The sequence below is a fragment of the Salinarimonas sp. NSM genome, assembly GCF_052380005.1.
Lineage (GTDB): Bacteria > Pseudomonadota > Alphaproteobacteria > Rhizobiales > Beijerinckiaceae > Salinarimonas.
The window spans coordinates 1-23,019 of sequence record NZ_JBQTCJ010000025.1; the positions used below are offsets into that span (position 1 = coordinate 1).

Consider the following 23,019-nt stretch of genomic DNA (forward strand, 5'->3'; position numbering starts at 1 on the left):
GATCTGTCAACCATTCATCCGGTCAGATCTGTCAACCTTTTATCCGCTGGACACGCAGCACGGGCGGTGGGGCCGTTCCAACCGCACGATCCGCCTCACGCCAGCGAGCGCGCCTCCCCCGCGAGCGCCGCCTGCGCCGCCGCGAGGCGGGCGATGGGGACGCGGTAGGGGGAGCATGAGACGTAGTCGAGCCCGATCCCCTCGCAGAAGCGGATCGAGGCCGGGTCGCCGCCGTGCTCGCCGCAGATGCCGAGCTTGATGTCCGGCCGCGTCGCGCGCCCGCGCTCCGCCGCCATCGCGACGAGCTCGCCCACCCCCTCCTGGTCGAGCGTGACGAAGGGGTCGAACTCGATGAGCCCCTTCTGCACGTAGGGCCCGAGGAACGAGGCGGCGTCGTCGCGGGAGATGCCGAGCGTGGTCTGCGTGAGGTCGTTCGTCCCGAAGGAGAAGAACTCCGCCGCCTCGGCGATCTCGGCGGCGCGCAGCGCGGCCCGCGGCAGCTCGATCATGGTGCCGACCTGGTATTCGAACGTCGCGCCGGTCTCCTCCATGACGGCGGTCGCCATGGCGTCGATGCGGGCCTTGACGAGGTCGAGCTCGGGCTTCGTCATCACGAGTGGCACCATCACCTCCGGGGTGACCGGCGCCCCGGTGTCCTTCGCCGCCTTGACCGCCGCCTCGAAGATGGCACGCGCCTGCATCTCGGCGATCTCGGGATAGGCGACCGCGAGGCGCACGCCTCGGAAGCCGAGCATCGGGTTCGCCTCGGAGAGCTCGGCGGCGCGCCGCTTGAGCTTGTCCGGCGAGGCGCCGATCGCCTTCGCCACCTCGGCGAGCTCCTCGTCGGTGTGCGGCAGGAACTCGTGCAGAGGCGGGTCGAGAAGGCGGATCGTGACGGGCAGGCCCTTCATGATGGTGAAGAGCTCGACGAAGTCGGCCCGCTGCATCGGCAGGAGCTTGGCGAGGGCGGCGCGCCGCCCCTCCGCGTCGTCGGCGAGGATCATCTCGCGCACCGCGACGATGCGGTCGCCCTCGAAGAACATGTGCTCGGTGCGGCACAGGCCGATGCCCTCCGCGCCGAAGTTGCGCGCGGTGCGCGCGTCGAGCGGCGTCTCGGCGTTGGCGCGCACCCTGAGGCGGCGCACGCCGTCGGCCCACTCCATCAGCTTGGCGAAGTCCCCCGAGAGCTCGGGCTGGAGCATCGCCACCTCGCCGACGAGCACCTGGCCCGCGCCGCCGTCCACCGTGACGACGTCGCCCTCGGTCAGCGTGCGGCCCGCGACGGTGAGCGTCTTCGCCTTGGCGTCGACGCGGATCGAGCCCGCGCCGGAGACGCAGGGTTTGCCCATGCCGCGGGCGACGACCGCCGCGTGCGAGGTCATGCCGCCGCGGGTGGTGAGGATCGCCTCCGCCGCGTGCATGCCGTGGATGTCCTCCGGCGAGGTTTCGACGCGCACGAGGATGCACTTGCGCCCGGCCTTCTTCGCGGCCTCGGCGGCTTCCGACGTGAACACGATCTCGCCGGACGCCGCGCCCGGGGAGGCGGGGAGGCCCGACGCGAGCAGGTCGCGCGCGGCCTTCGGGTCGATCGTCGGGTGGAGCAGCTGGTCGAGCGCCTGCGGCTCGACCCGGCCGATCGCTTCCTGCTGCGAGATCACGCGCTCCTCGACGAGGTCGCAGGCGATCTTCAGGGCGGCGCGCGCGGTGCGCTTGCCGTTGCGCGTCTGGAGCATCCAGAGCTTGCCCTTCTCGATCGTGAACTCGAGGTCCTGCATGTCTCGGTAGTGCGCCTCGAGCCGATCGCAGATCGCGACGAGCTCGGCGTAGGCCTGCGGCATCACCGTCTCCATCGACGGCTTGTCGGCGCCGGACTCGCGGCGCGCCGCCTCGGTGATGTCCTGCGGCGTGCGGATGCCGGCGACCACGTCCTCGCCCTGGGCGTTGACCAGGAACTCGCCGTAGAGGCGCTTCTCGCCCGTCGAGGGATTGCGGGTGAAGGCGACGCCGGTGGCCGAGGTGTCGCCCATGTTGCCGAACACCATGGCCTGGATGTTCACCGCCGTGCCCCAGGAGGCGGGGATGGCGTGCAGCTCGCGGTACTTCCTCGCCCGCGGGTTCATCCAGGAGCCGAAGACGGCGCCCACCGCGCCCCAGAGCTGGTCGCGCGGGTCCTGCGGGAAGGGCTGGCCCAGCTTCTCCTGGACGATCGCCTTGAAGCGCTCGATCAGGCTCTTCCAGTCGTCCGCCGAGAGGTCGGTGTCGAGCTCGTAGCCCTTGCGCTCCTTGTAGCTCTCGAGCGCGTCCTCGAAGTCGTGATGCTCCAGTCCCAGCACCACGTTGGAATACATCGTGATGAAGCGGCGGTAGCTGTCGTAGGCGAAGCGCGCGTCGCCCGCGTCCTCGGCCAGCGCATCCACGGTCGCGTCGTTGAGCCCCAGGTTGAGGACCGTGTCCATCATGCCGGGCATCGAGGCGCGGGCGCCGGAGCGGACGGAGACGAGCAGCGGGGTCTTCGCGTCACCGAAGCCGCGCCCGGCGATGCGGCCCACCTCCGCGAGCGCCGCGTTCACGGCGTCCTCGAGCTCCGGCGGGTAGGTGCGGTCGTGGTCGTAGAAATAGGTGCACACGCCGGTGGTGATGGTGAAGCCGGGCGGAACCGGGAGCCCCAGGTTCGACATCTCGGCGAGGTTGGCGCCCTTGCCGCCGAGCAGGTCGCGCATCGCCGCCTCGCCCTCGGCCTTGCCGTCGCCGAAGGTGTAGACCCATTTCGTCATCGTCCACCTCGATCGCGTGATTGGGAAAACGCGCCCCAGCCATAGACCCCCGGACGGGATTTGCCAAACGGGCGGGATGCGCAGCCGGGTTGCGCGCGGCGGGAAGGGCGCGCGCGGCGCTACACGCGGGGGATGCCGAGGCCCGGCACATCGAGGCGTGTGGGCACGCCGTTCTCCTCGCGCAGGGCGCGCTCCTCGGCCTCGGCCGCGGCGAAGTCGAAGGGCCGGGTCGGGACGCCCCGCGCGGGCGCGCCGGGACGCGCGGGCTCGCCGCCGCCGCGGCTCCCGAGGAGCGAGGCCTGCTGCGCGGCCGGCGTCCCCACGGGGGCGTGGCCTTGGGGCGTCGTCTGCGGCTGGGGCTGGATCTGAGGCTGGCCCTGCGCCGGCGCGTGCGGCTGGGCCGGGGCGCCCGAGCCGCGGCGGGCCATGTCGTGCATCATCGCCTGGCCGAAGCCGACGACGCCGTCGTTCGCCGCGAGCGGATTCCACGGGCCGGGCCCGTCGTTGGCCGGCGTGAGGTCCGTCGGCGCCGCGGGCTTCCCGCCGACCGTCCGGGCGAGCGGGGAGACCGGCGCGCCGCGGGTCGTGCCGCCGCGCGCCGCGCCCGGCTCGTGCTGCGCCAGCGGCTCGAAGGGCGGGAAGCGGAAGGGCGAGGTGTCGAGGACGCCGGTCGCCATCCACAGCTGGATGCGCTCGCGCACCTCGGTCGGCGTCACCGCCGACAGCGTCGCGGCGGCGGCGCGGGTGAGGCCGAGCCCGGCGCGCTGGGCCGGCCCGACCAGGGATGTGCCGAAGGTCTCGCCGGTGCCTCGGGTCGCGCCGGCGGCGCCGTTGATCGGGCCGACGAGGCGGCCCGTCGTCTGCGTGGCGCCCGCGCCGCCGTTGGCGAGGAGCGCGAGGGTGCGCGCGTCGACCACGGCGAAGGGGGCGCCGTCGCCGAAGCCCGGGGGCGATTGAGCGAGGGGAGGCTGGCCGATCTGCGGGGCGGCCTGCGGCCCGCGGGCCATGCCGGTGCCGGGAGGCTGCTGCGGCGCGCCGGTTGGAAGGCGCCCGGGCGTCTCGCCGACGATGCCGCCGCGGGACTGGCCCTGGTTGCGCACCAGGACGGGATCGCCCTGGGCCGCGCCCTGCTGCGGGAGGGGATCCTGTGGCGGCGCGCCCTGCTGACGGGGCTGGGCGACGAGGGGGCCCGCCGGCGTGCGCTGCGGCTCGCCCTCGGGTGCGGCGGAGGCGGGGCCGGGCAGGGCGAGGGCGGGGCCGGGCTTGCGGTCGTCGCCGGGTGTCTGCGGGCCGCGGCGGTTGCGCCCCTGGTCGCGCTCCCGGTCGCGCGCCACGGCGAGCCGCCGGTCGGCGTTCAGCACGTCGAGGAAGTCGCGGGAGGCGTTGTCGAGCGACTGCGGGTCCTTCGGATCCACAGGCGGGATGTAGGGCGGGTGCTGGATACCCGAGCTCGACACGTGCGCATTCCCGTGGGCGTACTACGACAGCTGGAATATACCGCCAATCCCTAGTCGTTTCATCAAGGGGAAGGCGGGATTCCTCATGCCCGACAGGAATTTAGTTAACCTCTGCGATTCGGTTTCCTGGTGTACAATGCGCACGGACGCATGATGAATGCGCTCGTATTATGAACATCACCCCTGGATCTGCGAAAAGTCCGCCACCGCCAGCGTCGCCCGACGCAGGCCGGCCAGCAGGCGCAGGCGGTTGGCACGCAGCTCGGGATCGTCCGCGTTGACCGTCACGTGCTCGAAGAACGCGTCGACCGGCGCGCGCAGGCGCGAGAGCGCGCGCATGGCGCCGGCGAAGTCTTCCCCTGCGATCGCCGCCGACGCGTCCGCCTCGGCGCTCCCGAGCGCGGCGAGGAGCGCCTGCTCGGCGGGCTCGCCGCGGGCGGCGACGAGGGCCGCGTCCGGCGCCGCGTCCCAGGAGACGCCGTCCTTCTTCTCCTCGATGCGCAGGATGTTCGCCGCGCGGCGATGACCCGCGAGCAGGTTCGCGCCGTCGTCGGTCTTCAGGAATGCGTCGAGCGCCTTGACCCGCTCGACGATCATCAGGAGATCGTCCTGGCCCGGGAGGGCGAAGACGGCGTCGATGAGATCGTGGCGCAGGCCTTCCTCGCGCAGGTGGACCTTGAGGCGGTCTGCGAAGAAGGCGAGGAGGTCCGCAATGCTGGTTGCCAGACGAGAAGCGCTTGCGAGTGCGATGTCCGGCATGCGGATCCGCATACGACCAATGAAGTCGTCCATTGCCGTGTCACGCGTGAAGAGGCCTTCGTCGATGGCCTCCTCGGCGCGAGAAAGCTCACCGGCCGCAGTCTTGATGGCGAGCTGGCTCTCGATGCGCGCCAATGCGTCCTCTAGCTGCCACCGCAACGAGATGCGTAGCCCGTTCTCCAGCACGATCCGCACCACCCCCAGCGCCGCCCGCCGCAGCCCGAATGGATCGCGCGAGCCCGTCGGCTTCTCGTCGATCGCCCAGAACCCCGCGAGCAGGTCGAGCTTGTCGGCGAGCGCCACCGCCACCGAGACCGGCCTGGTCGGCACGCGGTCGGAGGGGCCGAGCGGCTTGTAGTGCTCCTCGATCGCGGCGGCGACGGCCGGGTCCTCGCCCTGGAGGGCGGCGTAGGTGCGGCCCATCAGGCCCTGCAGCTCGGGGAACTCGCCCACCATCTCGGTGACGAGATCGGCCTTGGAGAGCTGCGCCGCCCGCTTCGCCAGCGCGGGATCGGCCCCGACGACCGGCGCCAGCGCCTCGGCGAGCGCCGTCACCCGCGCCACCCGCTCGGCCACGGTGCCGAGCTTCTCGTGGAAGACGATCGTCTCGAGCTTCGGCAGTCGCGCCTCGAGCGGCGTCGCCTTGTCCGTCTCGAAGAAGAACTTCGCGTCCGACAGCCGCGCGCGCACCACGCGCTCGTTGCCCGCGACGATCGCCGCGCCGCCGTCTGTCGCCTCGATGTTGGCGACGAGCACGAAGGCGGGGGCGAGCGCGCCGGTCTCCCGGTCGCGCAGCACGAAGCACTTCTGGTTGGCGCGGATCGTCGCGCGGATGGCCTCCGCCGGGATGTCGAGGAAGCTCGCGTCGAAGGACCCGAGCATTACCACGGGCCACTCCACGAGCCCCGCCACCTCCTCGAGCAGCGCCTCGTCCTCGACGAGCGCGAGGCCCTGCGCGAAGGCGAGGTCGCGGGCGTCGTGGAGGATGACGTCCTTGCGCTCGTCGGCGTCGACGCGCACCTTCGCCTTGGCGAGCTTCGACGCCCAGTCGTCGAGACGGCGCACGCGGATCGGCTCCGGCGCGTGGAAGCGGTGACCGAAGGTGGTGTCGCCGCTTTCGATGTCGCCGACGCGGAAGCGCACCACCTCGGGCTCCTCGGTCTCCGGCCCGAAGGTGCACACGATGGCGCGCAGGGGGCGGATCCAGGTGAGCGCGCCCGGCTCGGCGGAGGCCGCGCCCCAGCGCATGGCCTTCGGCCAGGGGAACTTGCGGACGATGTCGGGCAGGATCTCGGCCAGCACGTCCGGCGTCGGGCGCCCGGGGCGCTCGATCACGGCGACGTAGAAATTACCCTTCTTGGGGTCGCTCTCGACCTTGGCCTCGTCGATCGAGGCGAGGCCGGCGGCCTTGAGGAAGCCCTCGAGCGCCTTCTCCGGCGCGCCGACACGCGGCCCCTTGCGCTCCTCGCGCACGTCCTGCCCCTTGGCCGGCAGGCCCGCTACGTGCAGCGCGATCCGCCGCGGGCCGTGGAAGGCCTTCGCGCCCTCGTAGAGGAAGCCGCGCTCGACGAGCGCGTCGGTGACGAGCCGGCGCAGGTCGTCCGCCGCCTTGCGCTGCATGCGCGCGGGGATTTCCTCGGAAAAGAGCTCGAGCAGGAGATCGGGCATGGACGGGGCCTTGGAAGCGGAGCCTCGGGGGCGTGCGCGGGACCCGTCGCGGATAGAGGGGCGCGGGGCGAGACGCAAGCCCCCGAGGTGGGGGAGGACGGTCTCCCGCCCCGCGGGGCGCCCGCGGGTCAGATCGCCTTGAGATGCCGGATCGGGCGGCCCGGGGCGATCGCCTGGGCGGCCTGGACGATGCCCTGGGCGTCGATGCCGTAGTGCCGGTAGAGGTCGGCGAGGGTCCCCGTCTGGCCGAAATGCTCGACGCCGAGCGAGCGCGTGCGGTGGCCGGCCACCGCGCCGAGCCAGGCGAGCGTCGCCGGGTGCCCGTCGAGCACGGTGACGAGCCCGCACTGCGCCGGCACCGCCTCCATCAGGCGCTCGATGTGTGCGCGGGCATGGACCTGCCCCGCCTCGCGGGCGCGCTGTGCCGCCGTCCAGCCGGCGTTCAGCCGGTCCGCCGACGTCACGGCGAGGAGGCCGACGTCGCGGCGGTCCTCCGCCATCAGCCCCACCGCCTCGATCGCCTCCGGCGCCACCGCGCCCGCGTAGGCGACGACGATCTGCGCGTTCGGGCCGGGCTCGCGCAGCCAATAGGCCCCGTCGACGATGCCCTGCGCCAGCGCCGGCGTCATCGTTCGCCGCGGCTGCTCGATGGCACGGGTGGTCAGCCGCAGGTAGACCGAGCCGCCGGTCGCGTCGCGCAGCCAGGTCCGCTCGTCCGGCTCCGCGTCGCCGTCGCGCTGCACGTAGGCGAAGGCGAAGCGCAGGATCTCGGCGAGCTCGTCGACGAAGGCCGGCTCGAAGGAGGCGAGCCCGTCCTGGGCGAGCCCGATCAGCGGCGAGGAGATCGACTGGTGCGCCCCACCCTCCGGCGCGAGCGTCACGCCCGACGGCGTCGCGGCCAGGATGAAGCGGGCGTCCTGGTAGCAGGCGTAGTTGAGCGCATCGAGGCCCCGCGCGATGAACGGGTCGTAGAGCGTGCCGACGGGGATCAGCCGCTCGCCGAAGAGCGAATGCGAAAGCCCCAGCGCCGAGAGCAGGATGAACAGGTTCATCTCGGCGATGCCGAGCTCGATGTGCTGCCCGCTCGGGCCGTAGTCCCAGGTGAAGGTCGAGGGGATGCGCTCGGCCTTGAACGTGTCGGCGAGCGCCTCGCGGGCGAAGAGCCCGCGGCGGTTCACCCAGGGACCGAGGTTGGTCGAGACGGTCACGTCCGGCGAGGTCGTGACGATGCGCCGGGCGAGCGGACCGTCCGAGCGGGCGAGCTCGTTGAGGACGAGCCCGAAGCCGGCCTGCGTCGAGAGCGTCTCCTGGCGCGGGGCGGCGAGGGTCTCCGGCACCGGGATCGCGGGCGCGGAGAGCCGGCGACGGCCTTGCGCCGCGAAGGGCACGCGCGCGAGGAAGTCGCGCAGTGCCGCCTCGGGGAGATCGAGCCCCTCGAAGGGCTCCCACTCGCGCCCCGGCCGCACGTTCATCTGCGCCTGGAAGCCCTCCATCTGCTTGGGCGTGAGCAGGCCGGCGTGGTTGTCCTTGTGGCCGGCGAGGGGCAGGCCGAAGCCCTTGATCGTGTAGGCGATGAAGACGACCGGGCGGTCGTGGTCGATGCCCTCGAAGGCCTCGAGCAGGGTGGGGAGGTCGTGGCCGGCGAGGTTCGTCATCAGCCGGCCGAGCGCGGCGTCGTCGCGCCGCTCGATCAGCGCGGTGACGTCGCCCTGGTCGCCGAGATCGTCCAGGAGGCGCTTGCGCCAGGCCGCGCCGCCCTGGAACGTCAGCGCGGAATAGAGCTGGTTCGGGCAGGTGTCGATCCAGGTGCGCAGGCGGTCGCCGCCGGGCTCGCGGAAGGCCTCCTCCAGCAGCGAGCCGTACTTGAGCGTCACGACCTCCCAGCCGAAAGCGCGGAAGAGCGCCTCGAAGCGGGCGTAGAGCCCTTCGCGGATCACGGCGTCGAGGCTCTGGCGGTTGTAGTCGACGATCCACCAGGTGTTGCGAACGCCCTGCTTCCAGCCCTCGAGCAGCGCCTCGAAGATGTTGCCCTCGTCCATCTCGGCGTCGCCGACGAGCGCGATCATGCGGCCCTCCGGCCGCTCCGCGCCCCAGCCGTGGGCGCGCACGTAGTCCTGCGCCAGCGAGGCGAACAGCGTCTGGGCGACGCCGAGCCCGACCGACCCCGTGGAGAAGTCGACGTCGTCCCCGTCCTTGGTGCGGGACGGGTAGGACTGCGCGCCCTTGTAGCCGCGGAAGCGTTCGAGCTTCTCGCGGGTCTGGTTGCCGAGGAGATACTGGATCGCGTGGAAGACCGGGCTCGCGTGCGGCTTCACCGCGACCCTGTCCTGCGGGCGCAGCGTCGCGAAGTAGAGCGCCGTCATGATCGTGGCGAGCGAGGCCGACGACGCCTGGTGCCCGCCGACCTTCAGCCCGTCGGCGCTCTCACGCAGGTGGTTGGCGTTGTGGATGGTCCAGGTGGACAGCCACAGGAGCTTCTTCTCGAGCGCGGCGAGGTAGGGCAGGCGCGGGTCGGTGGTGGCGGGCATCGCGGGAGGGATCCGTTCGGGGGAGGCGGGGCGACACGACGAGTGGCCGAGACTAGGGCCGCGGGCCCGCCGCGCCAAGCGCCGCGGCGGGTCCGGTGTCGCGACGGGCCGCGAGAAAAGACTCGACATACCTAGAAAAGTAGGCATGATGCGTCTCATGGACAGTGCACACGCAGCCCTCGCGCTCTCGGCCCTCGGGCACGAGGCGCGTCTCGAGATCTTCCGGCTCCTCGTCCGTGCGGAGCCGGAAGGGCTCAACATCGGCGAGATCGGCCGCCTCATCGGCGCGCCGCCCTCGACGCTCGCCCACCATCTCGGCGCGCTCGTGCGCGCCGGGCTCGTGTCCCAGGAGAAGGTGGGGCGCGAGGTGATCAACCACGCGGGGACCGAGGCGATGCGCCGGGTCTTCGCCTTCGTGGAAGAGGAATGCTGCCGCGGGGTGTCCTCCGCCCGCGGCGATGCGGCCTGATTTTTTCGCCCCGAAACAACTAGAATGCTAGGAGTTTAGCCATGTCTCAGATCGCAGTCGGACTGCGCCGGGTCGGAGGCGTGGCGGCCTCCGTGGACCGGGTCCTCCTCGCCATCGTCGCGATACTCGCGGCCCTCGCGCTCCTCGATCCGGCCCAGGCCGCCGAGAGCCTGCGTTTCGCGGCGCAGGCGCTGATCGGCGTCGCGCCGTGGCTCGCCCTCTCCGTGGGCATCGCGGCCTACGCCGCCGCCAGCGGGGCGGACCACCTGATCGCCAAGGCGTTCCAGGGTCGCGTCGCGGTGATGATCGTGCTCGCTGCGCTGCTCGGGGCGCTGTCGCCGTTCTGCTCGTGCGGCGTGATCCCGCTCATCGCGGCGCTCCTCGCGATGGGCGTGCCGCTCGCGCCGGTGATGGCCTTCTGGCTCGCCTCGCCGCTGATGGACCCTGCGATGTTCGCCCTCACCACGGGCGCGCTGGGGCTCGAGTTCGCGATCGCCAAGACGCTCGCCGCGATCGGGATCGGCCTCTTCGGCGGCTTCGTCACGGCGGCGCTGGCGCGCAGCGGCGTCCTCGACGGGGCGCTGCGCGAGGGCGTCGGCAACGGCGGCTGCGGCGGTGCGCGGGTGCGCAATCCCAAGCCGCCGGTCTGGGCCGTCTGGCGGGAGGAGGCCCGGCGCGAGAAGCTCGGTCGCGAGGCCCTCAAGACCTCGCTGTTCCTCGGCAAGTGGCTCACCCTCGCCTTCGTGCTGGAGAGCCTGATGATCGCCTGGGTCCCCGCGGATGCCGTCGCGTCGCTCGTGGGCGGCGAGGGGATCGTGCCGATCGTGATCGCCACCCTCGTCGGCGTGCCGGCCTACCTCAACGGCTATGCGGCGCTCCCCCTCGTATCGGGCCTCGTCGAGCAGGGCATGGCGCCGGGAGCCGGCCTCGCCTTCCTCGTCGCCGGCGGCGTCTCCTCGATCCCCGCGGCGATCGCGGTCTTCGCCCTCGTGAAGAAGCCGGTCTTCGCGCTCTACCTCGCCTTCGCGTTCACGGTAGCGAGCGCGGCGGGGCTGTTGTCCCCGGGGGGGGCCTGCCGGCGGCGCGCGCCCCCCCCGGCCGCTCCCGACCCGCCCGGGCGGGCTGCGGCCCGCGGGGACGTCTCTCGTCGAGAGCCCATCGCGGCCCCCGAGTCACGCCCCGCCCGCCGCGCGATGGGCGGCGAGCAGCTCCTCCACGGCGATCCCGTCGATCGTCATGCCCGAAAGCCGGCAGCCCTCGATCCGCACGCGCGACAGGTTGGCGTCCCGGATCGTCGAGCCGGAGAGGTTCACGTCGTTCACGTGGAGGCCGGACATGTTGCTGTCGTCGAACCGGGCTCCGGAGAGCTCGATCTGGTTGAACGATGACGACGCCATGTTGGCGTTGTTGAAGACGGACGACGAGAGATCGGCGTCGTTCACGTCGAGCCGCTCGGTGACGCGGTGGAGCTTCATCCCGAATTCCCTCCTCGTGGCGGCCCGCCCTCACGGCATTGCGTCGAGGAAATCCATCGTCGCACGCGAGAAGGCGTCCGGCTGTTCGATATTGGTCAGGTGCGCACCCTCCAGCGTCACGGCGCGGGCGCCGGGGATGGCCGCCTGGACGATGGCGCCGGCCTGCGGCGTGGTCGCCGGGTCGTGGGCGCCGATGATCACGAGGACGGGCCTCGCGATCGTCCGGATCAACTCGCGCTGGTCCATGTCGCGGATCGCGGCGCAGCAGGCCGCGTAGCCCTCGGGCGGCGTCGAGAGGATCATGGCGCGGATCGCGGCCACCGCCTCGGGGGCCGAAGCGCGGAAGCCGGCGGTGAGCCAGCGCTCGACGGTGGCGTCGACGACCGCCTCCATGCCGCCGGCGCGCACCGTGCGGATGCGCTGGTTCCAAAGGTCGGGCGGACCCATGTGGGCGGCGGTGTTGGCGAGGACGGCGCGCTCCACGCGCGCGCTGTGCCGGCGCAGAAGGCTCATGCCGGTCATGCCGCCCATCGACACGCCGCAGAAATGCACCTTGGCGATCCCCAGCGCGTCGAGGATGCCGACCACGTCGTCCGCCAGATGGTCGATGGTGAAGGGACGCGGCGAGACCTGCGTCGCGCCGTGGCCGCGCTGGTCGTAGCGCAGGACCCGCCAGCGGCGCGTGAGCGCCTCCATCTGCGGCTCCCACATCGTCAGGTTCGACGACAGGGAGTTCGACAGCATCAGGACCGGCGCGGTCTCGGGACCGTCGAGGCGCACGTTGAAGCGGATCCCGTCGACGACGATGGGCATGGGGCGGCTCTCCTTCGGCTCGCGCAACGCGGCTTGCGCGGCGCGCCGACGCACCATAGGGCAGGGCGCCCGCGAGGCGAAGGCGCGGGGATGCGAGACGGGATCGGCACGATGACGGAGCGGGGAACCAGGGAGGGCGGCGCATCCTGGCGCGGCATGCGCGAGGCGGACCTGCCGGCCGTGATGGCGCTGGCCGGGCGGGCGCATCCCACCTTTCCGGAGCGTCCGGAGGTGTTCGCCGAGCGCCGCTCGCTCGCGCCCGACCTGTGCCGTGTCCTCGACGATGCGGGGCGTGTGGCCGGCTACCTGATCGCGCATCCCTGGACCGCCGCGGGGCCGCCGCCCCTCGACACGCTGATCGGCCGTCTCCTCGAGGCGCCGGACGCCGTCCAGATTCACGATCTCGTGATCGCCCCGGAGCTGCGCGGCCGCGGCCTGGCGGACCTCGCGATCGCGCATGTGGAGCACGTCGCGCGCGGACGCGTCCCGCGCCTGTGCCTCGTCGCCGTCTCCGGCAAGGACCGGTTCTGGGCGCGTCGCGGCTTCCGGCCGCAGCTCGTGCCGGGCGACGCGGGCGCGCTCGCGGGCTACGGGCCGGGCGCCGTCGCAATGGCCAAGCCGTTGGTCGGCTAGGCGTTCGGGTCGTTCCGAAACGCTCCGGATGAGCCGCGAAAATCGTCCTTTCGTCGAGCGGAACGGCGCTTGACCGGCGATTTCGGGCGGTTCACACTCGAATTCGACGCATTCGAAGGTGGCGCTTCGCTCGGGCGGAGCCGGCCGCGCTCGTCGTCCAACGAGAGCCGACGGCGCCCGCCGCTCGGCCGAGCCGGCCCACCCGCCGGACAAGAGGAGGAACAAGACCCATGGCCATCGTCTCCATGACGGTGAACGGCAAGCCCGTGACCGCCGACATCGACCCTCGTACGCTGCTCGTGCAGTTCCTGCGCGAGCACCTGCGCCTGACCGGCACGCATGTCGGCTGCGACACCAGCCAGTGCGGCGCGTGCGTCGTGCACATGAACGGCGCGGCCGTGAAGGCCTGCACCGTGCTCGCGATACAGGCCGACGGCGCCGAGGTCGTGACGATCGAGGGCCTCGCCAGCGGCGCGGAGCTCCACCCGATGCAGGCGGCCTTCCGCGAGCATCACGGCCTCCAGTGCGGCTACTGCACGCCGGGCATGATCATGACCGCCGTCGACATGGCGAACCGGCTGGGCCCGGATCTCTCCGAGGAGACGATCCGCTCCGAGCTCGAGGGCAACATCTGCCGCTGCACCGGCTACCACAACATCGTGCGCGCGGTGGAAGCCGGCGCCCGTGCGATGGCGGGCCAGCCGATGCGCGAAGCGGCGGAGTGACGCCGCGCGCCGGCACCGCACGCGCGCCGACGCCTTCCGGAGCTCATCTCGATCGCGCCGATACTGCGCGGCTCCGCCATCCTTTTCATGCATGACTTGAAGCAGCGCCCGCAAAGAGGCGTTCTCGGAGGACAACCGCCATGACGGGTACCGGTATCGGCGCACCCGTGCGCCGCAAGGAAGACCAGCGCTTCATCACCGGCCAGGGCCGCTACACGGACGATCTCGCCCGGCCCGGGCAGGCGCATGCCGCCTTCGTGCGCTCTCCGCACGCGCACGCCCGCATCCGCTCGATCGACACGGCCGCCGCCGCGGCGATGCCGGGCGTCGTCGCGATCCTGACGGGCGACGACCTCGCCGCCGACAAGATCGGGGGGCTGATCTGCGGCTGGATGATCCATTCCAAGGACGGCACGCCGATGAAGGCCGGGCCGCATCCCGCGCTCGCCCAGGGCAAGGTGCGCTACGTCGGTGACCACGTCGCCGTCGTCATCGCCGAGACGCTGGCCCAGGCACGAGACGCGGCCGAGAAGGTCGAGGTCGACTACGAGCCGCTCGCCGCGGTGGTCGACACCGCCAAGGCCAAGGGCGCCGGCGCCGTCGTCCACGACGAGGCTCCAGACAACCTCGTCTACGAGTGGCACCTCGGCGACAAGGACGCGACGGAGGCCGCCTTCGCCCGGGCGACGCACGTCACCCGGCTCGACATCACCAACAACCGCCTGATCCCCAACCCGATCGAGACCCGCGCCGCCATCGGCGAGTACGATGCCGGGACGGGCGGCTACACGCTCTACACCACGAGCCAGAACCCGCACGTGGCCCGCCTCGTGCTCTCGGCCTTCATCGGCATCGCGCCCGAGCATCAGCTGCGCGTGATCGCGCCGGACGTCGGCGGCGGCTTCGGCTCGAAGATCTTCATCTACGCCGAGGAGACGGTCTGCGTCTGGGCCGCGAAGAAGGTCGGGCGCCCGGTGAAGTGGACCTCGGACCGCACCGAGGCCTTCCTGGCGGATGCCCACGGGCGCGACCACGTCACCCACGCCGAGCTCGCGGTCGACGAGAACGCCAAGATCATCGGGCTGCGCGTGCACACGACGGCCAATCTCGGCGCCTATCTCTCGACCTTCTCGTCCTCGGTGCCGACCTACCTCTACGCGCCGCTGCTCTCGGGCCAGTACGACATCCCGGCGATCTACGCCGAGGTCGACGGCGTCTACACCAACACCGCGCCGGTGGATGCCTATCGCGGCGCCGGCCGCCCGGAGGCGACCTACGTCGTCGAGCGGCTCGTCGAGGTGACGGCCCGCCAGCTCGGCATGGACCCGGCCAAGTTCCGCAAGAAGAACTACATCAAGCGCTTCCCGCACCAGACGCCGGTCATCATGAACTACGACGTCGGCGACTACACGGCCTCGCTCGAGAAGGCGATGGAGATCGCCGACGTGAAGGGCTTCGGCAAGCGCAAGCGCGAGAGCGCCAGGCGCGGCAAGCTGCGTGGCATCGGCTACTCGTCCTACATCGAGGCCTGCGGCATCGCCCCCTCCCAGGCGGTGGGCTCGCTCGGCGCCGGCGTCGGGCTTTGGGAGTCGGCCGAGGTGCGGGTCAATCCGACGGGCTCGATCGAGGTGCTGACCGGCTCGCACTCCCACGGCCAGGGCCACGAGACCACCTTCGCCCAGCTCGTCTCCGACCGGCTCGGCGTGTCGATCGACACGGTGAACATCGTCCACGGCGACACCGACAAGGTGCAGTTCGGCATGGGCACCTACGGCTCGCGCTCCGGCGCGGTCGGCATGTCGGCGATCACCAAGGCGATCGACAAGGTGATCGCCAAGGGCAAGAAGGTCGCCGCCTACGCGCTCGAGGCGTCGGAAGGCGACATCGAGTTCGAGGACGGGCGCTTCAAGGTGGCCGGCACCGACCGCTCGCTCGCCTTCGGCGAGGTGGCGTTGCAGGCCTACGTCGCCCACAAGTTCTCCGGTCAGGACCTCGAGCCGGGGCTGAAGGAGGGGGCGTTCTACGATCCCACCAACTTCACCTTCCCGGCGGGCGTGCACATCTGCGAGGTCGAGATCGACCCGGACACCGGCGTGACGAAGATCGAGCGGTTCACGGCGGTGGACGATTTCGGCGTCGTCATCAACCCGATGATCGTCGAGGGCCAGGTCCACGGCGGCATCGCCCAGGGCGTCGGCCAGGCGCTGATGGAGGGGGCGATCTACGACGAGAACGGCCAGCTCGTCACCGCGAGCTACCAGGACTACCAGATGCCGCGCGCGGGCGACCTGCCGTCCTTCCAGGTCGGCATGACCTCGACGCCCTGCCCCTCGAACCCGCTCGGGATCAAGGGCTGCGGCGAGGCCGGCGCCATCGCCGCGCCGCCCGCGGTGATCAACGCGATCACGGACGCCATCGGCCACGAGGAGATCGCCATGCCGGCGACGCCCCAGGCCGTCTGGCGCGCCGTTCAGCGCGCGCGTCCCGCCATGGCCGCCGAGTGATCGGACCGTCCCTGTAGCGGCGCGCCGGCCCGGCGCGCCGCTCGCCCGATTTCGCGAGGACCCGACCCATGTACGCCTTCCAATACAACAAGCCGACCAGCCTGCGGCAGGCGGCCTCCATGCTCGCCAAGGCCGAGGACCCGAAGATCCTGGCCGGTGGCCACACGCTCCTGCCCACCATGAAGCAGCGCCTGGCTGCGCCCGCGAGCCTCGTCGACCTCGGCGCCCTCGACGAGCTCAGGGGGATCGAGCGCAAGGGCCGCTCCGTCGTCATCGGCGCGATGACGACCCACGGTGCGGTGGCGTCGTCCGACGTCGTGCGCGAAGCGATTCCCGGCCTCGCCGAGATGGCCGAGATGATCGGCGATCCGGCGGTGCGCGCGCGCGGCACGATCGGCGGCTCGGTCGCCAACAACGACCCCGCCGCGGACTACCCCGCCGCCTGCCTCGCGCTCGCCGCGACGATCACCACCAACAAGCGCAAGATCGAGGCCGACGACTTCTTCCAGGGCATGTTCGACACGGCGCTGGAGGAGGGCGAGATCATCACCAAGGTCTCGTTCCCGGTGCCGGGCAAGGCGGCCTACGCCAAGTTCCGCAATCCCGCCTCCCGCTACGCGCTCGCCGGCGTGTTCGTGGCCAAGCGCGGCTCGGAGATCCGCGTCGCGGTGACGGGGGCGGGCGCGAACGGCGTGTTCCGCTGGACGGCCGCCGAGGAGGCGCTGAAGGCGCGCTTCTCCGCAAAGTCGCTCGCCGGCATGTCCGCCGACGTCTCGATGATGAACGCGGACATTCACGCGGACGCGGAATACCGCGCGCATCTCGTGGGCGTCATGGCGCGCCGCGCGGTCGAGGCAGCGACGGCGCGGTGAACGCGCGCCAGGATCGAGCGGGCGGGTGCGGCCGACGCCGCCCCGCCCGCACGTCGTAGAGGTCAGCGAGGTCGATAGTGACGTGACCGACATCCCCGCCAGCATCGACGCCACGCAGGCGCTCCTGAAGGGGGCGGGCTACGTCTCCGACCGCCCGCTCGCCACCGTGCTGTTCCTCGCGCTCAAGCTCGGGCGCCCGCTCTTCCTCGAGGGCGAGGCCGGCGTCGGCAAGACCGAGATCGCCAAGGTGCTCGCCGCCGCGCTCGGCCGCAAGCTCATCCGCCTGCAATGCTACGAGGGGCTCGACGTCGCGGCCGCGGTGTACGAGTGGAACTACGCCGGCCAGATGATGGAGATCCGCCTCTCCGAGGCCGCCGGCGAGACCGACAAGGGGCGGCTCGCGGCGGACGTGTTCTCCGAGCGACATCTGGTCAAGCGCCCGCTGGTGCAGGCGCTCGAGCCCGATCCGGCCGGGCCGCCGGTCCTGCTGATCGACGAGCTCGACCGGACCGACGAGGCCTTCGAGGCCTTCCTGCTCGAGATCCTCTCCGACTACCAGGTGACGATCCCCGAGTTCGGCACGATCAAGGCCGAGCGCCCGCCGATCGTGATCCTCACCTCCAACCGCACCCGCGAGATCCACGACGCGCTCAAGCGTCGCTGCCTCTACCACTGGGTGGACTATCCGAACGCCGAGCGCGAGCTCGCCATCCTGCGCGCCAAGGCGCCGCGCGCGCCCGCCCGGCTGTCCGCCGAGATCGTCGCCTTCGTCCAGGCGATCCGCAAGGAGGAGCTGTTCAAGGTCCCCGGCGTCGCGGAGACGCTGGACTGGGCGTCGGCGCTGGTCGAGCTCGATGCGGTCGCGCTCGACCCGCATCTCGTGTCGGACACGCTCGGGGTGCTGCTGAAGTACCAGGACGACATACAGAAGATGCAGGGGTCCAAGGCGAAGGAGGTGCTGGATCGGGTGCGCGCGGAGGCGCGCGAGTGATGGAGGACGTCATATCGTCGGTGAGAGCTTCCCGAACGGCTGTCATCCCGGATTGCGAAGCAAGTCCGGAACCCGGAAGCTCCGGAGCGTCGCCGAGCGGCGTGCCAACGCCGCGGCGCGAGCCGCCTCCATCGGCGTTCGTGGACGCGCGCGCTGTCGCGCACGCTGAACATACCCCTGTGGTTCTAGGCCACGGGCCCGCTTCGCGCCCCGAGGTGATAGAGGGATGGCCGCCATGACGGGGTCCGCCGACCCCACCCCCGGCAAGCTCGCCGACAACATCGCCTATTTCGCCCGCGCGCTGCGGGCCGCGGGGCTCCCCGTCGGCCCCGGCGCGGTCGTCGACGCCATCGCGGCGGTGGAGGCGGCGCGGATCGGCGAGCGGGAGGATTTCTACTGGACGCTGCATGCGGTCTTCGTGAAGCGTCGGGAGCACACGATCCTGTTCGACCAGGCCTTCCGGCTGTTCTGGCGGCGCCGGGCGCTGATCGAGAAGCTGATCCAGCAGATGTCGCCGATCGCGCCGGGCGCGAAGAAGCCGGAGGACAAGCCGAAGGCCGGCGCGGCGCGGGTCGAGGCGGGGATGAACCCGCCCAAGCGCGAGCGGCCGCCGCTGCAGGAGGAGGAGCGCTTCTCCGCCCGGCTCACGGTGTCCGATCGCGAGGTGCTGCGCGAGAAGGACTTCTCGCAGATGTCCGCCGCCGAGATCGCCCGGGCGAAGCGCCTCATAGCCGCTCTGCGGCTGCCCGACGACGCCCGCCCGACCCGGCGCTTCGCGGCGGACCCGAAGGGCGCCGTCGTCGACATGCGCCGCACCCTGCGCCGCTCGATGCGCGCCGGCGGCGCCTCGATCGACATCGCCTGGCGCGCACCGGTGATCGTGGCACCGCCGCTCGTCGCGCTCCTCGACATCTCGGGGTCGATGGCGGACTACTCGCGGCTGTTCCTGCACTTCCTCCACGCCATGGCGGAGAAGCGCCGGCGCGTGCACGCCTTCGTCTTCGCCACGCGGCTCACCAACGTCACCCGCGAGATGACGAACCGCGATCCAGACGAGGCCCTCGCCCGCGCGGCGGGCCGTGTGCAGGACTGGGAGGGCGGCACGCGCATCGCCACCTGCCTGCACGCCTTCAACAAGGACTGGTCGCGCCGCGTGCTGGGGCAGGGGGCGACCGTCCTGCTCTTCACCGACGGGCTCGAGCGCGACCCGGACGCGACGCTCGCGTTCGAGATGGACCGGCTCAAGCGCTCCTGCCGGCGCCTGATCTGGCTCAATCCGCTTCTGAGATACGATCGTTTCGAGGCGCGGGCGTCGGGAATTCGTGCGATGCTGCCGCATGTGCACGAGTTCCGGCCGATCCACACCATCGGCTCGATGGAGACGCTCTGCGAGGCGCTCTCCGCACGGCGCTCGCGCGACGCCGACCCGCGCGCCTGGCTGCGCGCCGTCGCCTGACCCGAGGAGGAGGCTCGCATGACGACCGACACGGCCATCCCCGTCGCCACCGACGAGGACATCCTGAAGGCGGCGCAGGGCTGGCGCGAGGCCGGCCGCGGCGTCGCCATCGCCACGGTGGTCGAGACCTGGGGCTCGGCCCCGCGCCCCGTGGGCTCGCACCTCGTCATCGACGAGGAGGGCGATTTCCTCGGCTCGGTCTCCGGCGGTTGCGTCGAGGGCGCGGTGATCGCGGACGCGCTCGAGGTGATCGAGATCGGCGCGCCGAAGATGCTGGAATTCGGCGTCGCCGACGAGACCGCCTGGCGGGTGGGGCTGTCCTGCGGCGGGCGCATCCGGGTCTACGTGGAGCGGGTGGAATGAGGAAGGCGCCATGAAGCTGCCCCTCCTCGCCGCCCTCAACGCCGAGCGTACGGCACGCCGTGCCGCGGTGCTCGTGACCGATCTCGCCTCGGGCGAGCAGCGGCTCGTGCCGGAGGCCGAGATCGATGCCGATCCGCTCGCGGACGCGCTGCACGACGCCCTGCGCAAGGGCAAGTCCGGCATCGTCGAGGTCGACGGTGCGGAGATGTTCCTCAACGTGCAGGTGCCGCCGACGCGGATCGTGGTGATCGGCGCCGTGCACATCTCGCAGGCGCTGGCGCCGATGGCGCGGATCGCCGGCTTCGACGTCACCATCGTCGATCCGCGCGGCGCCTTCGCCACGCCCGAGCGCTTCCCGGACGTCGAGCTCCTCGACGTCTGGCCCGACGAGGCGCTCGCCGCCCGCCCGCTCGACCGCTACACGGCGCTCGTCGCGCTCACCCACGACCCGAAGATCGACGATCCGGCGCTCGATGCCGGGCTTCGGGCTCAGTGCTTCTACATCGGCGCGCTCGGCTCGAAGAAGACGCACGCCAGGCGCGTCGAGCGGTTGCGAGGAGCCGGCTTCGGCGAGGAGGCGATTGCGCGCATCCACGCACCGATCGGGCTCGACATCGGCGCCGTCTCGCCCGCGGAGATCGCGGTCTCCGTGCTCGGCGAGATCGTGGGCGAGCTGCGCCGCGACCGCAGGCGCGTGCGATGATCTTCGCCACGCTCCCGGTCCGCGACGCGATCGGCGCGCTCTCGGTCCACGCCGTCAAGGCGCCGGGCGTCGTGCTGAAGAAGGGCGCCGCGATCGGGGAGGCCGAGGCGGCGGCGCTCGGGGCGGCGGGCATACGCGAGATCGTGGCCGTGCGGCTCGAGCCCGGCGACGTCGGCGAGGACGCCGCCGCGGCCCGGCTGGCGCGCGCTGCGGCGGGGGAGGGGGTGCGCTGCGAGGCGCCCTTCACGGGGCGCGTCAACCTCTTCGCGACGACGCCGGGCGTTTTCGTCGCCGACGCCGCCGCGGTCGGGCGCATCAACGCCGTCGACGAGGCGATCACGATCGCGACGCTTCCCGCCCATGCGCCCGTCGTCGAGGGCGAGATGGTCGCGACCGTCAAGATCATTCCCTACGCCGTGCCGCAGGAGGCGCTGGCGCGCGCCCTCGCGGCCGCGGGAGCGCAGGGGGCGGGAAGCGGGCCGCTGTCGGTCGCACCCTATATCCGCCGACGCATCGGGGTCGTGTCGACGCTGCTGCCGGCGCTCAAGCCCACTGTCGTCGACAAGACCCTGCGCGTGCTGGAGAGGCGCCTCGCGCCCACGGGGGCGCGAATCGTGGCCGAGACCCGCACACCCCACGCGGTGCCGGATCTCGCCGGGGCGCTCGCCGCCATGAATGCGCAGGAGGTGGAGCTGATCGTCGTCTTCGGCGCTTCCGCCATCGCCGATCGGCGCGACGTCATCCCCGCCGCGATCGAGGCCGCGGGCGGGCGGGTCGAGCATTTCGGCATGCCGGTCGACCCCGGCAACCTGCTCCTCGTGGGCGAGATCGCCGGGCGGCCCGTCATCGGCGCGCCGGGCTGCGCGCGCTCGCCCAGGGAGAACGGCTTCGACTGGGTGCTCCACCGGCTCCTCGCGGGCCTGGCGGTGACGCGCGCCGACCTGACGGGCATGGGCGTCGGCGGGCTCCTGATGGAGATCGTCTCCCGGCCCCAGCCCCGCGGCGGCGAGCCGAGCGCCGGACCCCACGCGGAGGAGGGCGAGGATTGACCGTCGCCGCGATCGTGCTGGCCGCCGGCCGCGGCGCGCGCTTCGGCGAGGCGCCGAAGGTGCTCGCGACCCTCGACGGCGTGCCGCTCGTGCGGCGCGTGGCGCAGGCGGCGGTGGCATCGCGCGCCGATCCGGTGATCGTCGTCGTAGGCCGGCGCGGCGGCGAGGTGGCGGCCGCGCTCGCCGGGCTCCCGGTGCGGGTCGTCGACAATCCCCGCTGGGAGGACGGGCTCTCGACGTCCTTGCAGGCGGGCTTCGCCGCATTGCCGGCGAACGCCCGCGCGGCGATCGTGTGCCTGGGCGACATGCCGCTCCTCGCGCCCGCGCTCCTCGACGCGCTCGTCGCCGCCCACGAGGATGCGCCCGACGTCGCCGCGATCGTGCCGGTCCACGCCGGCGAGCGGGGCAATCCCGTGCTGCTCGCCCGACGGCTGGCGCCGGACATCGTGGGGCTCACGGGCGATCGCGGCGCGGGGCCGCTGCTGAAGGGCCGCGCCGACGTGCGGGAGATCGACTGGGGTGACGAGAGCATCCTGCGCGACGTCGATACGCCCGCCGCCCTCGCGGCGCTGGCGTCAGGCGGGCGCTGACCGTCGCCGTCCCGCCTGCGCGACCCGGCCGGCGGCGGCCGTCAGCGCGCGCAGCATGCGCGCCGCGTCCGGGCGATCCCCCGCCGTGCCGAGGGGCCGGCCGGTCTCGCGCGGCATCGGGACGTGAACGAAGATCAGCGCCGCGGGGCCAGGCTCGCCGAGGGCGGCGTAGGAGGCGCCGTTGCATAGGTAGCGCCCGGCGTTGCGCGACAGGCGCGTCGTGCCCGGCGCGGCCGCGTTCATCGCCGCGAGCAGAGGGGCGACGGCGATGCGCGCGCGGCGCACGAAGGGCTCGCCCGGGCGGTAGGCGAGGCGCATCGGCAGGCCGCCGGCGGCGTCCGGCAGGAGCCGCCCGACGCGGTTGAGCGCACGGACCTCGATCGTCACCCGCCGGCGCCGGGCGGCGACGCCGAGCATCAGCACGGCGTCCGGCCGGATCTGGCGGATACGCGGCAGCAGGATCTCGTCCACCGCCCGCCAGGTCGTCGGCAGGACGAGCGCCTCGGCGGCGATGCCGCGCCTGCGCCAGCGTGGATCGGCCGCGAGCCGGCGCGCCAGGATCTCGGTCGGGTTGCGCGGCACGCCGGGGAAGGGGCCGAAGCCGGTGATCAGCAGGCGGCTCATGACGAGGCGCTCTTCGCAGTGCTCTTCGACGCCGGCGGAGGACGCGGCGGGCCGCGCCGGCGGCGCGCGCGGATCGTGGCGAGCGTCACCGGGCGATGGTCCCAGACGTCGACGCCGACGTCGTACTGCCGCGGGATCGGCGTCAGCCGCCCGTGGCTGTGGCCGTGCAGGTCGATCACGCCCTTGCCGCTGTCGCGCCAGGTCCGGAACGGGTAGTGGCACAGCACGAGCCGCTGCCCGTCCACCGCTATCTCGGCATAGTGCCGCACGCTCGCCCAGGCGGGGTCGCGCGCGACGCTCTCGGGGTCGTTGTTGCCGAGTATCAGGTGCTTCTCGCCCGGTAGTTGCGCCAGGATCGCCGCCGCGCGGCCCTCCGGCTTGTCGCGGGCGAAATCGCCCAGGTGCCAGACGACGTCGTCCGCGCCCACGATCTCGCGCCAGAGCGCGATCAGCGCCGCGTCGTGCGCATCGAGCGAAGGGAACGGACGGCGGTCGATCGCGAGCACGCGCGGATCGGAGAAGTGGGTGTCGGCGGTGAAGTAGATCGCCATCGAGTGGCTCGCGCC

The 23,019-nt window shown here is 72.3% G+C and carries 19 protein-coding genes and 1 pseudogene; 12 read left to right on the top strand and 8 right to left on the bottom strand.

Annotated elements, in window-relative coordinates; all coding sequences use genetic code 11:
* Positions 1-95: 95 nt before the first annotated feature.
* From ppdK to ACTZWW_RS10900, 4 genes are all read right to left on the bottom strand, one after another.
* Complete coding sequence (gene ppdK, locus ACTZWW_RS10885) at positions 96-2,774, bottom strand: pyruvate, phosphate dikinase (protein WP_444780980.1); 2,679 nt, start codon at positions 2,772-2,774, stop codon at positions 96-98.
* Positions 2,775-2,893: 119 nt separating this feature from the next.
* Positions 2,894-4,231 (bottom strand): hypothetical protein, encoded by a 1,338-nt coding sequence (locus ACTZWW_RS10890; RefSeq protein WP_444780981.1) that lies wholly within the window; start codon positions 4,229-4,231, stop codon positions 2,894-2,896.
* 177 nt (positions 4,232-4,408) lie between these two features.
* On the bottom strand, positions 4,409-6,658 hold the full coding sequence (gene glyS / locus ACTZWW_RS10895) for a glycine--tRNA ligase subunit beta (protein WP_444780982.1): 2,250 nt from the start codon (positions 6,656-6,658) through the stop codon (positions 4,409-4,411).
* Between the two features lie 128 nt (positions 6,659-6,786).
* Positions 6,787-9,186, bottom strand: a complete 2,400-nt coding sequence (locus ACTZWW_RS10900; RefSeq protein WP_444780983.1) for a transketolase — start codon at positions 9,184-9,186, stop codon at positions 6,787-6,789.
* A 157-nt stretch (positions 9,187-9,343) separates the two neighbouring features.
* Between ACTZWW_RS10900 and ACTZWW_RS10905 the strand changes: the two genes are divergently transcribed.
* Both ACTZWW_RS10905 and ACTZWW_RS10910 read left to right on the top strand, forming a co-directional pair.
* Positions 9,344-9,655 (top strand): ArsR/SmtB family transcription factor, encoded by a 312-nt coding sequence (locus tag ACTZWW_RS10905; RefSeq protein WP_444780984.1) that lies wholly within the window; start codon positions 9,344-9,346, stop codon positions 9,653-9,655.
* Between the two features lie 41 nt (positions 9,656-9,696).
* Positions 9,697-10,701, top strand: a pseudogene (locus ACTZWW_RS10910) (permease); the annotation flags it as partial.
* Positions 10,702-10,827: 126 nt separating this feature from the next.
* On the opposite strand, the gene ACTZWW_RS10915 reads toward ACTZWW_RS10910, so the two are convergent.
* Positions 10,828-11,130, bottom strand: coding sequence for a pentapeptide repeat-containing protein (locus tag ACTZWW_RS10915; protein ID WP_444780985.1), 303 nt, complete (start codon positions 11,128-11,130; stop codon positions 10,828-10,830).
* A 30-nt stretch (positions 11,131-11,160) separates the two neighbouring features.
* Complete coding sequence (gene pcaD, locus ACTZWW_RS10920) at positions 11,161-11,943, bottom strand: 3-oxoadipate enol-lactonase (protein WP_444780986.1); 783 nt, start codon at positions 11,941-11,943, stop codon at positions 11,161-11,163.
* Positions 11,944-12,033: 90 nt separating this feature from the next.
* Here pcaD and ACTZWW_RS10925 point away from each other — a divergent pair, with 90 nt between their 5' ends.
* The 10 genes from ACTZWW_RS10925 to ACTZWW_RS10970 all read left to right on the top strand — a co-directional run bounded on the left by ACTZWW_RS10925 (position 12,034) and on the right by ACTZWW_RS10970 (position 21,829).
* The gene (locus ACTZWW_RS10925; protein ID WP_444780987.1) at positions 12,034-12,576 is read left to right on the top strand and encodes a GNAT family N-acetyltransferase; all 543 of its coding nucleotides are present in this window, start codon (positions 12,034-12,036) and stop codon (positions 12,574-12,576) included.
* Between the two features lie 230 nt (positions 12,577-12,806).
* Positions 12,807-13,301 carry a (2Fe-2S)-binding protein gene (locus ACTZWW_RS10930; protein WP_444780988.1) on the top strand — a complete coding sequence of 165 codons (495 nt, stop codon included), beginning with the start codon at positions 12,807-12,809 and terminating at the stop codon, positions 13,299-13,301.
* A gap of 140 nt (positions 13,302-13,441) precedes the next feature.
* The gene (locus ACTZWW_RS10935) at positions 13,442-15,805 is read left to right on the top strand and encodes a xanthine dehydrogenase family protein molybdopterin-binding subunit (protein ID WP_444780989.1); all 2,364 of its coding nucleotides are present in this window, start codon (positions 13,442-13,444) and stop codon (positions 15,803-15,805) included.
* A gap of 68 nt (positions 15,806-15,873) precedes the next feature.
* Positions 15,874-16,677 carry an FAD binding domain-containing protein gene (locus ACTZWW_RS10940; RefSeq protein ID WP_444780990.1) on the top strand — a complete coding sequence of 268 codons (804 nt, stop codon included), beginning with the start codon at positions 15,874-15,876 and terminating at the stop codon, positions 16,675-16,677.
* Between the two features lie 82 nt (positions 16,678-16,759).
* The gene (locus ACTZWW_RS10945) at positions 16,760-17,668 is read left to right on the top strand and encodes an AAA family ATPase (RefSeq protein WP_444780991.1); all 909 of its coding nucleotides are present in this window, start codon (positions 16,760-16,762) and stop codon (positions 17,666-17,668) included.
* Between the two features lie 235 nt (positions 17,669-17,903).
* A complete protein-coding gene (locus tag ACTZWW_RS10950) occupies positions 17,904-19,124 on the top strand; it encodes a vWA domain-containing protein (protein ID WP_444780992.1) in 1,221 nt (406 codons plus the stop codon).
* Positions 19,125-19,142: 18 nt separating this feature from the next.
* A complete protein-coding gene (locus ACTZWW_RS10955; RefSeq protein WP_444780993.1) occupies positions 19,143-19,487 on the top strand; it encodes an XdhC family protein in 345 nt (114 codons plus the stop codon).
* A 10-nt stretch (positions 19,488-19,497) separates the two neighbouring features.
* Complete coding sequence (locus ACTZWW_RS10960) at positions 19,498-20,190, top strand: XdhC family protein (protein ID WP_444780994.1); 693 nt, start codon at positions 19,498-19,500, stop codon at positions 20,188-20,190.
* The gene (locus ACTZWW_RS10965) at positions 20,187-21,239 is read left to right on the top strand and encodes a molybdopterin-binding protein (protein ID WP_444780995.1); all 1,053 of its coding nucleotides are present in this window, start codon (positions 20,187-20,189) and stop codon (positions 21,237-21,239) included. Before ACTZWW_RS10960 ends, ACTZWW_RS10965 begins: the two co-directional genes overlap by 4 nt.
* Positions 21,236-21,829 carry a nucleotidyltransferase family protein gene (locus ACTZWW_RS10970; protein WP_444780996.1) on the top strand — a complete coding sequence of 198 codons (594 nt, stop codon included), beginning with the start codon at positions 21,236-21,238 and terminating at the stop codon, positions 21,827-21,829. Before ACTZWW_RS10965 ends, ACTZWW_RS10970 begins: the two co-directional genes overlap by 4 nt.
* Here ACTZWW_RS10970 and ACTZWW_RS10975 read toward each other — a convergent pair.
* The gene (locus ACTZWW_RS10975; RefSeq protein ID WP_444780997.1) at positions 21,815-22,453 is read right to left on the bottom strand and encodes a pyroglutamyl-peptidase I family protein; all 639 of its coding nucleotides are present in this window, start codon (positions 22,451-22,453) and stop codon (positions 21,815-21,817) included. The genes ACTZWW_RS10970 and ACTZWW_RS10975 overlap by 15 nt on opposite strands.
* A complete protein-coding gene (locus ACTZWW_RS10980; RefSeq protein WP_444780998.1) occupies positions 22,450-23,004 on the bottom strand; it encodes a metallophosphoesterase family protein in 555 nt (184 codons plus the stop codon). The genes ACTZWW_RS10975 and ACTZWW_RS10980 overlap by 4 nt, the downstream gene beginning before the upstream one ends.
* Positions 23,005-23,019: the final 15 nt, after the last annotated feature.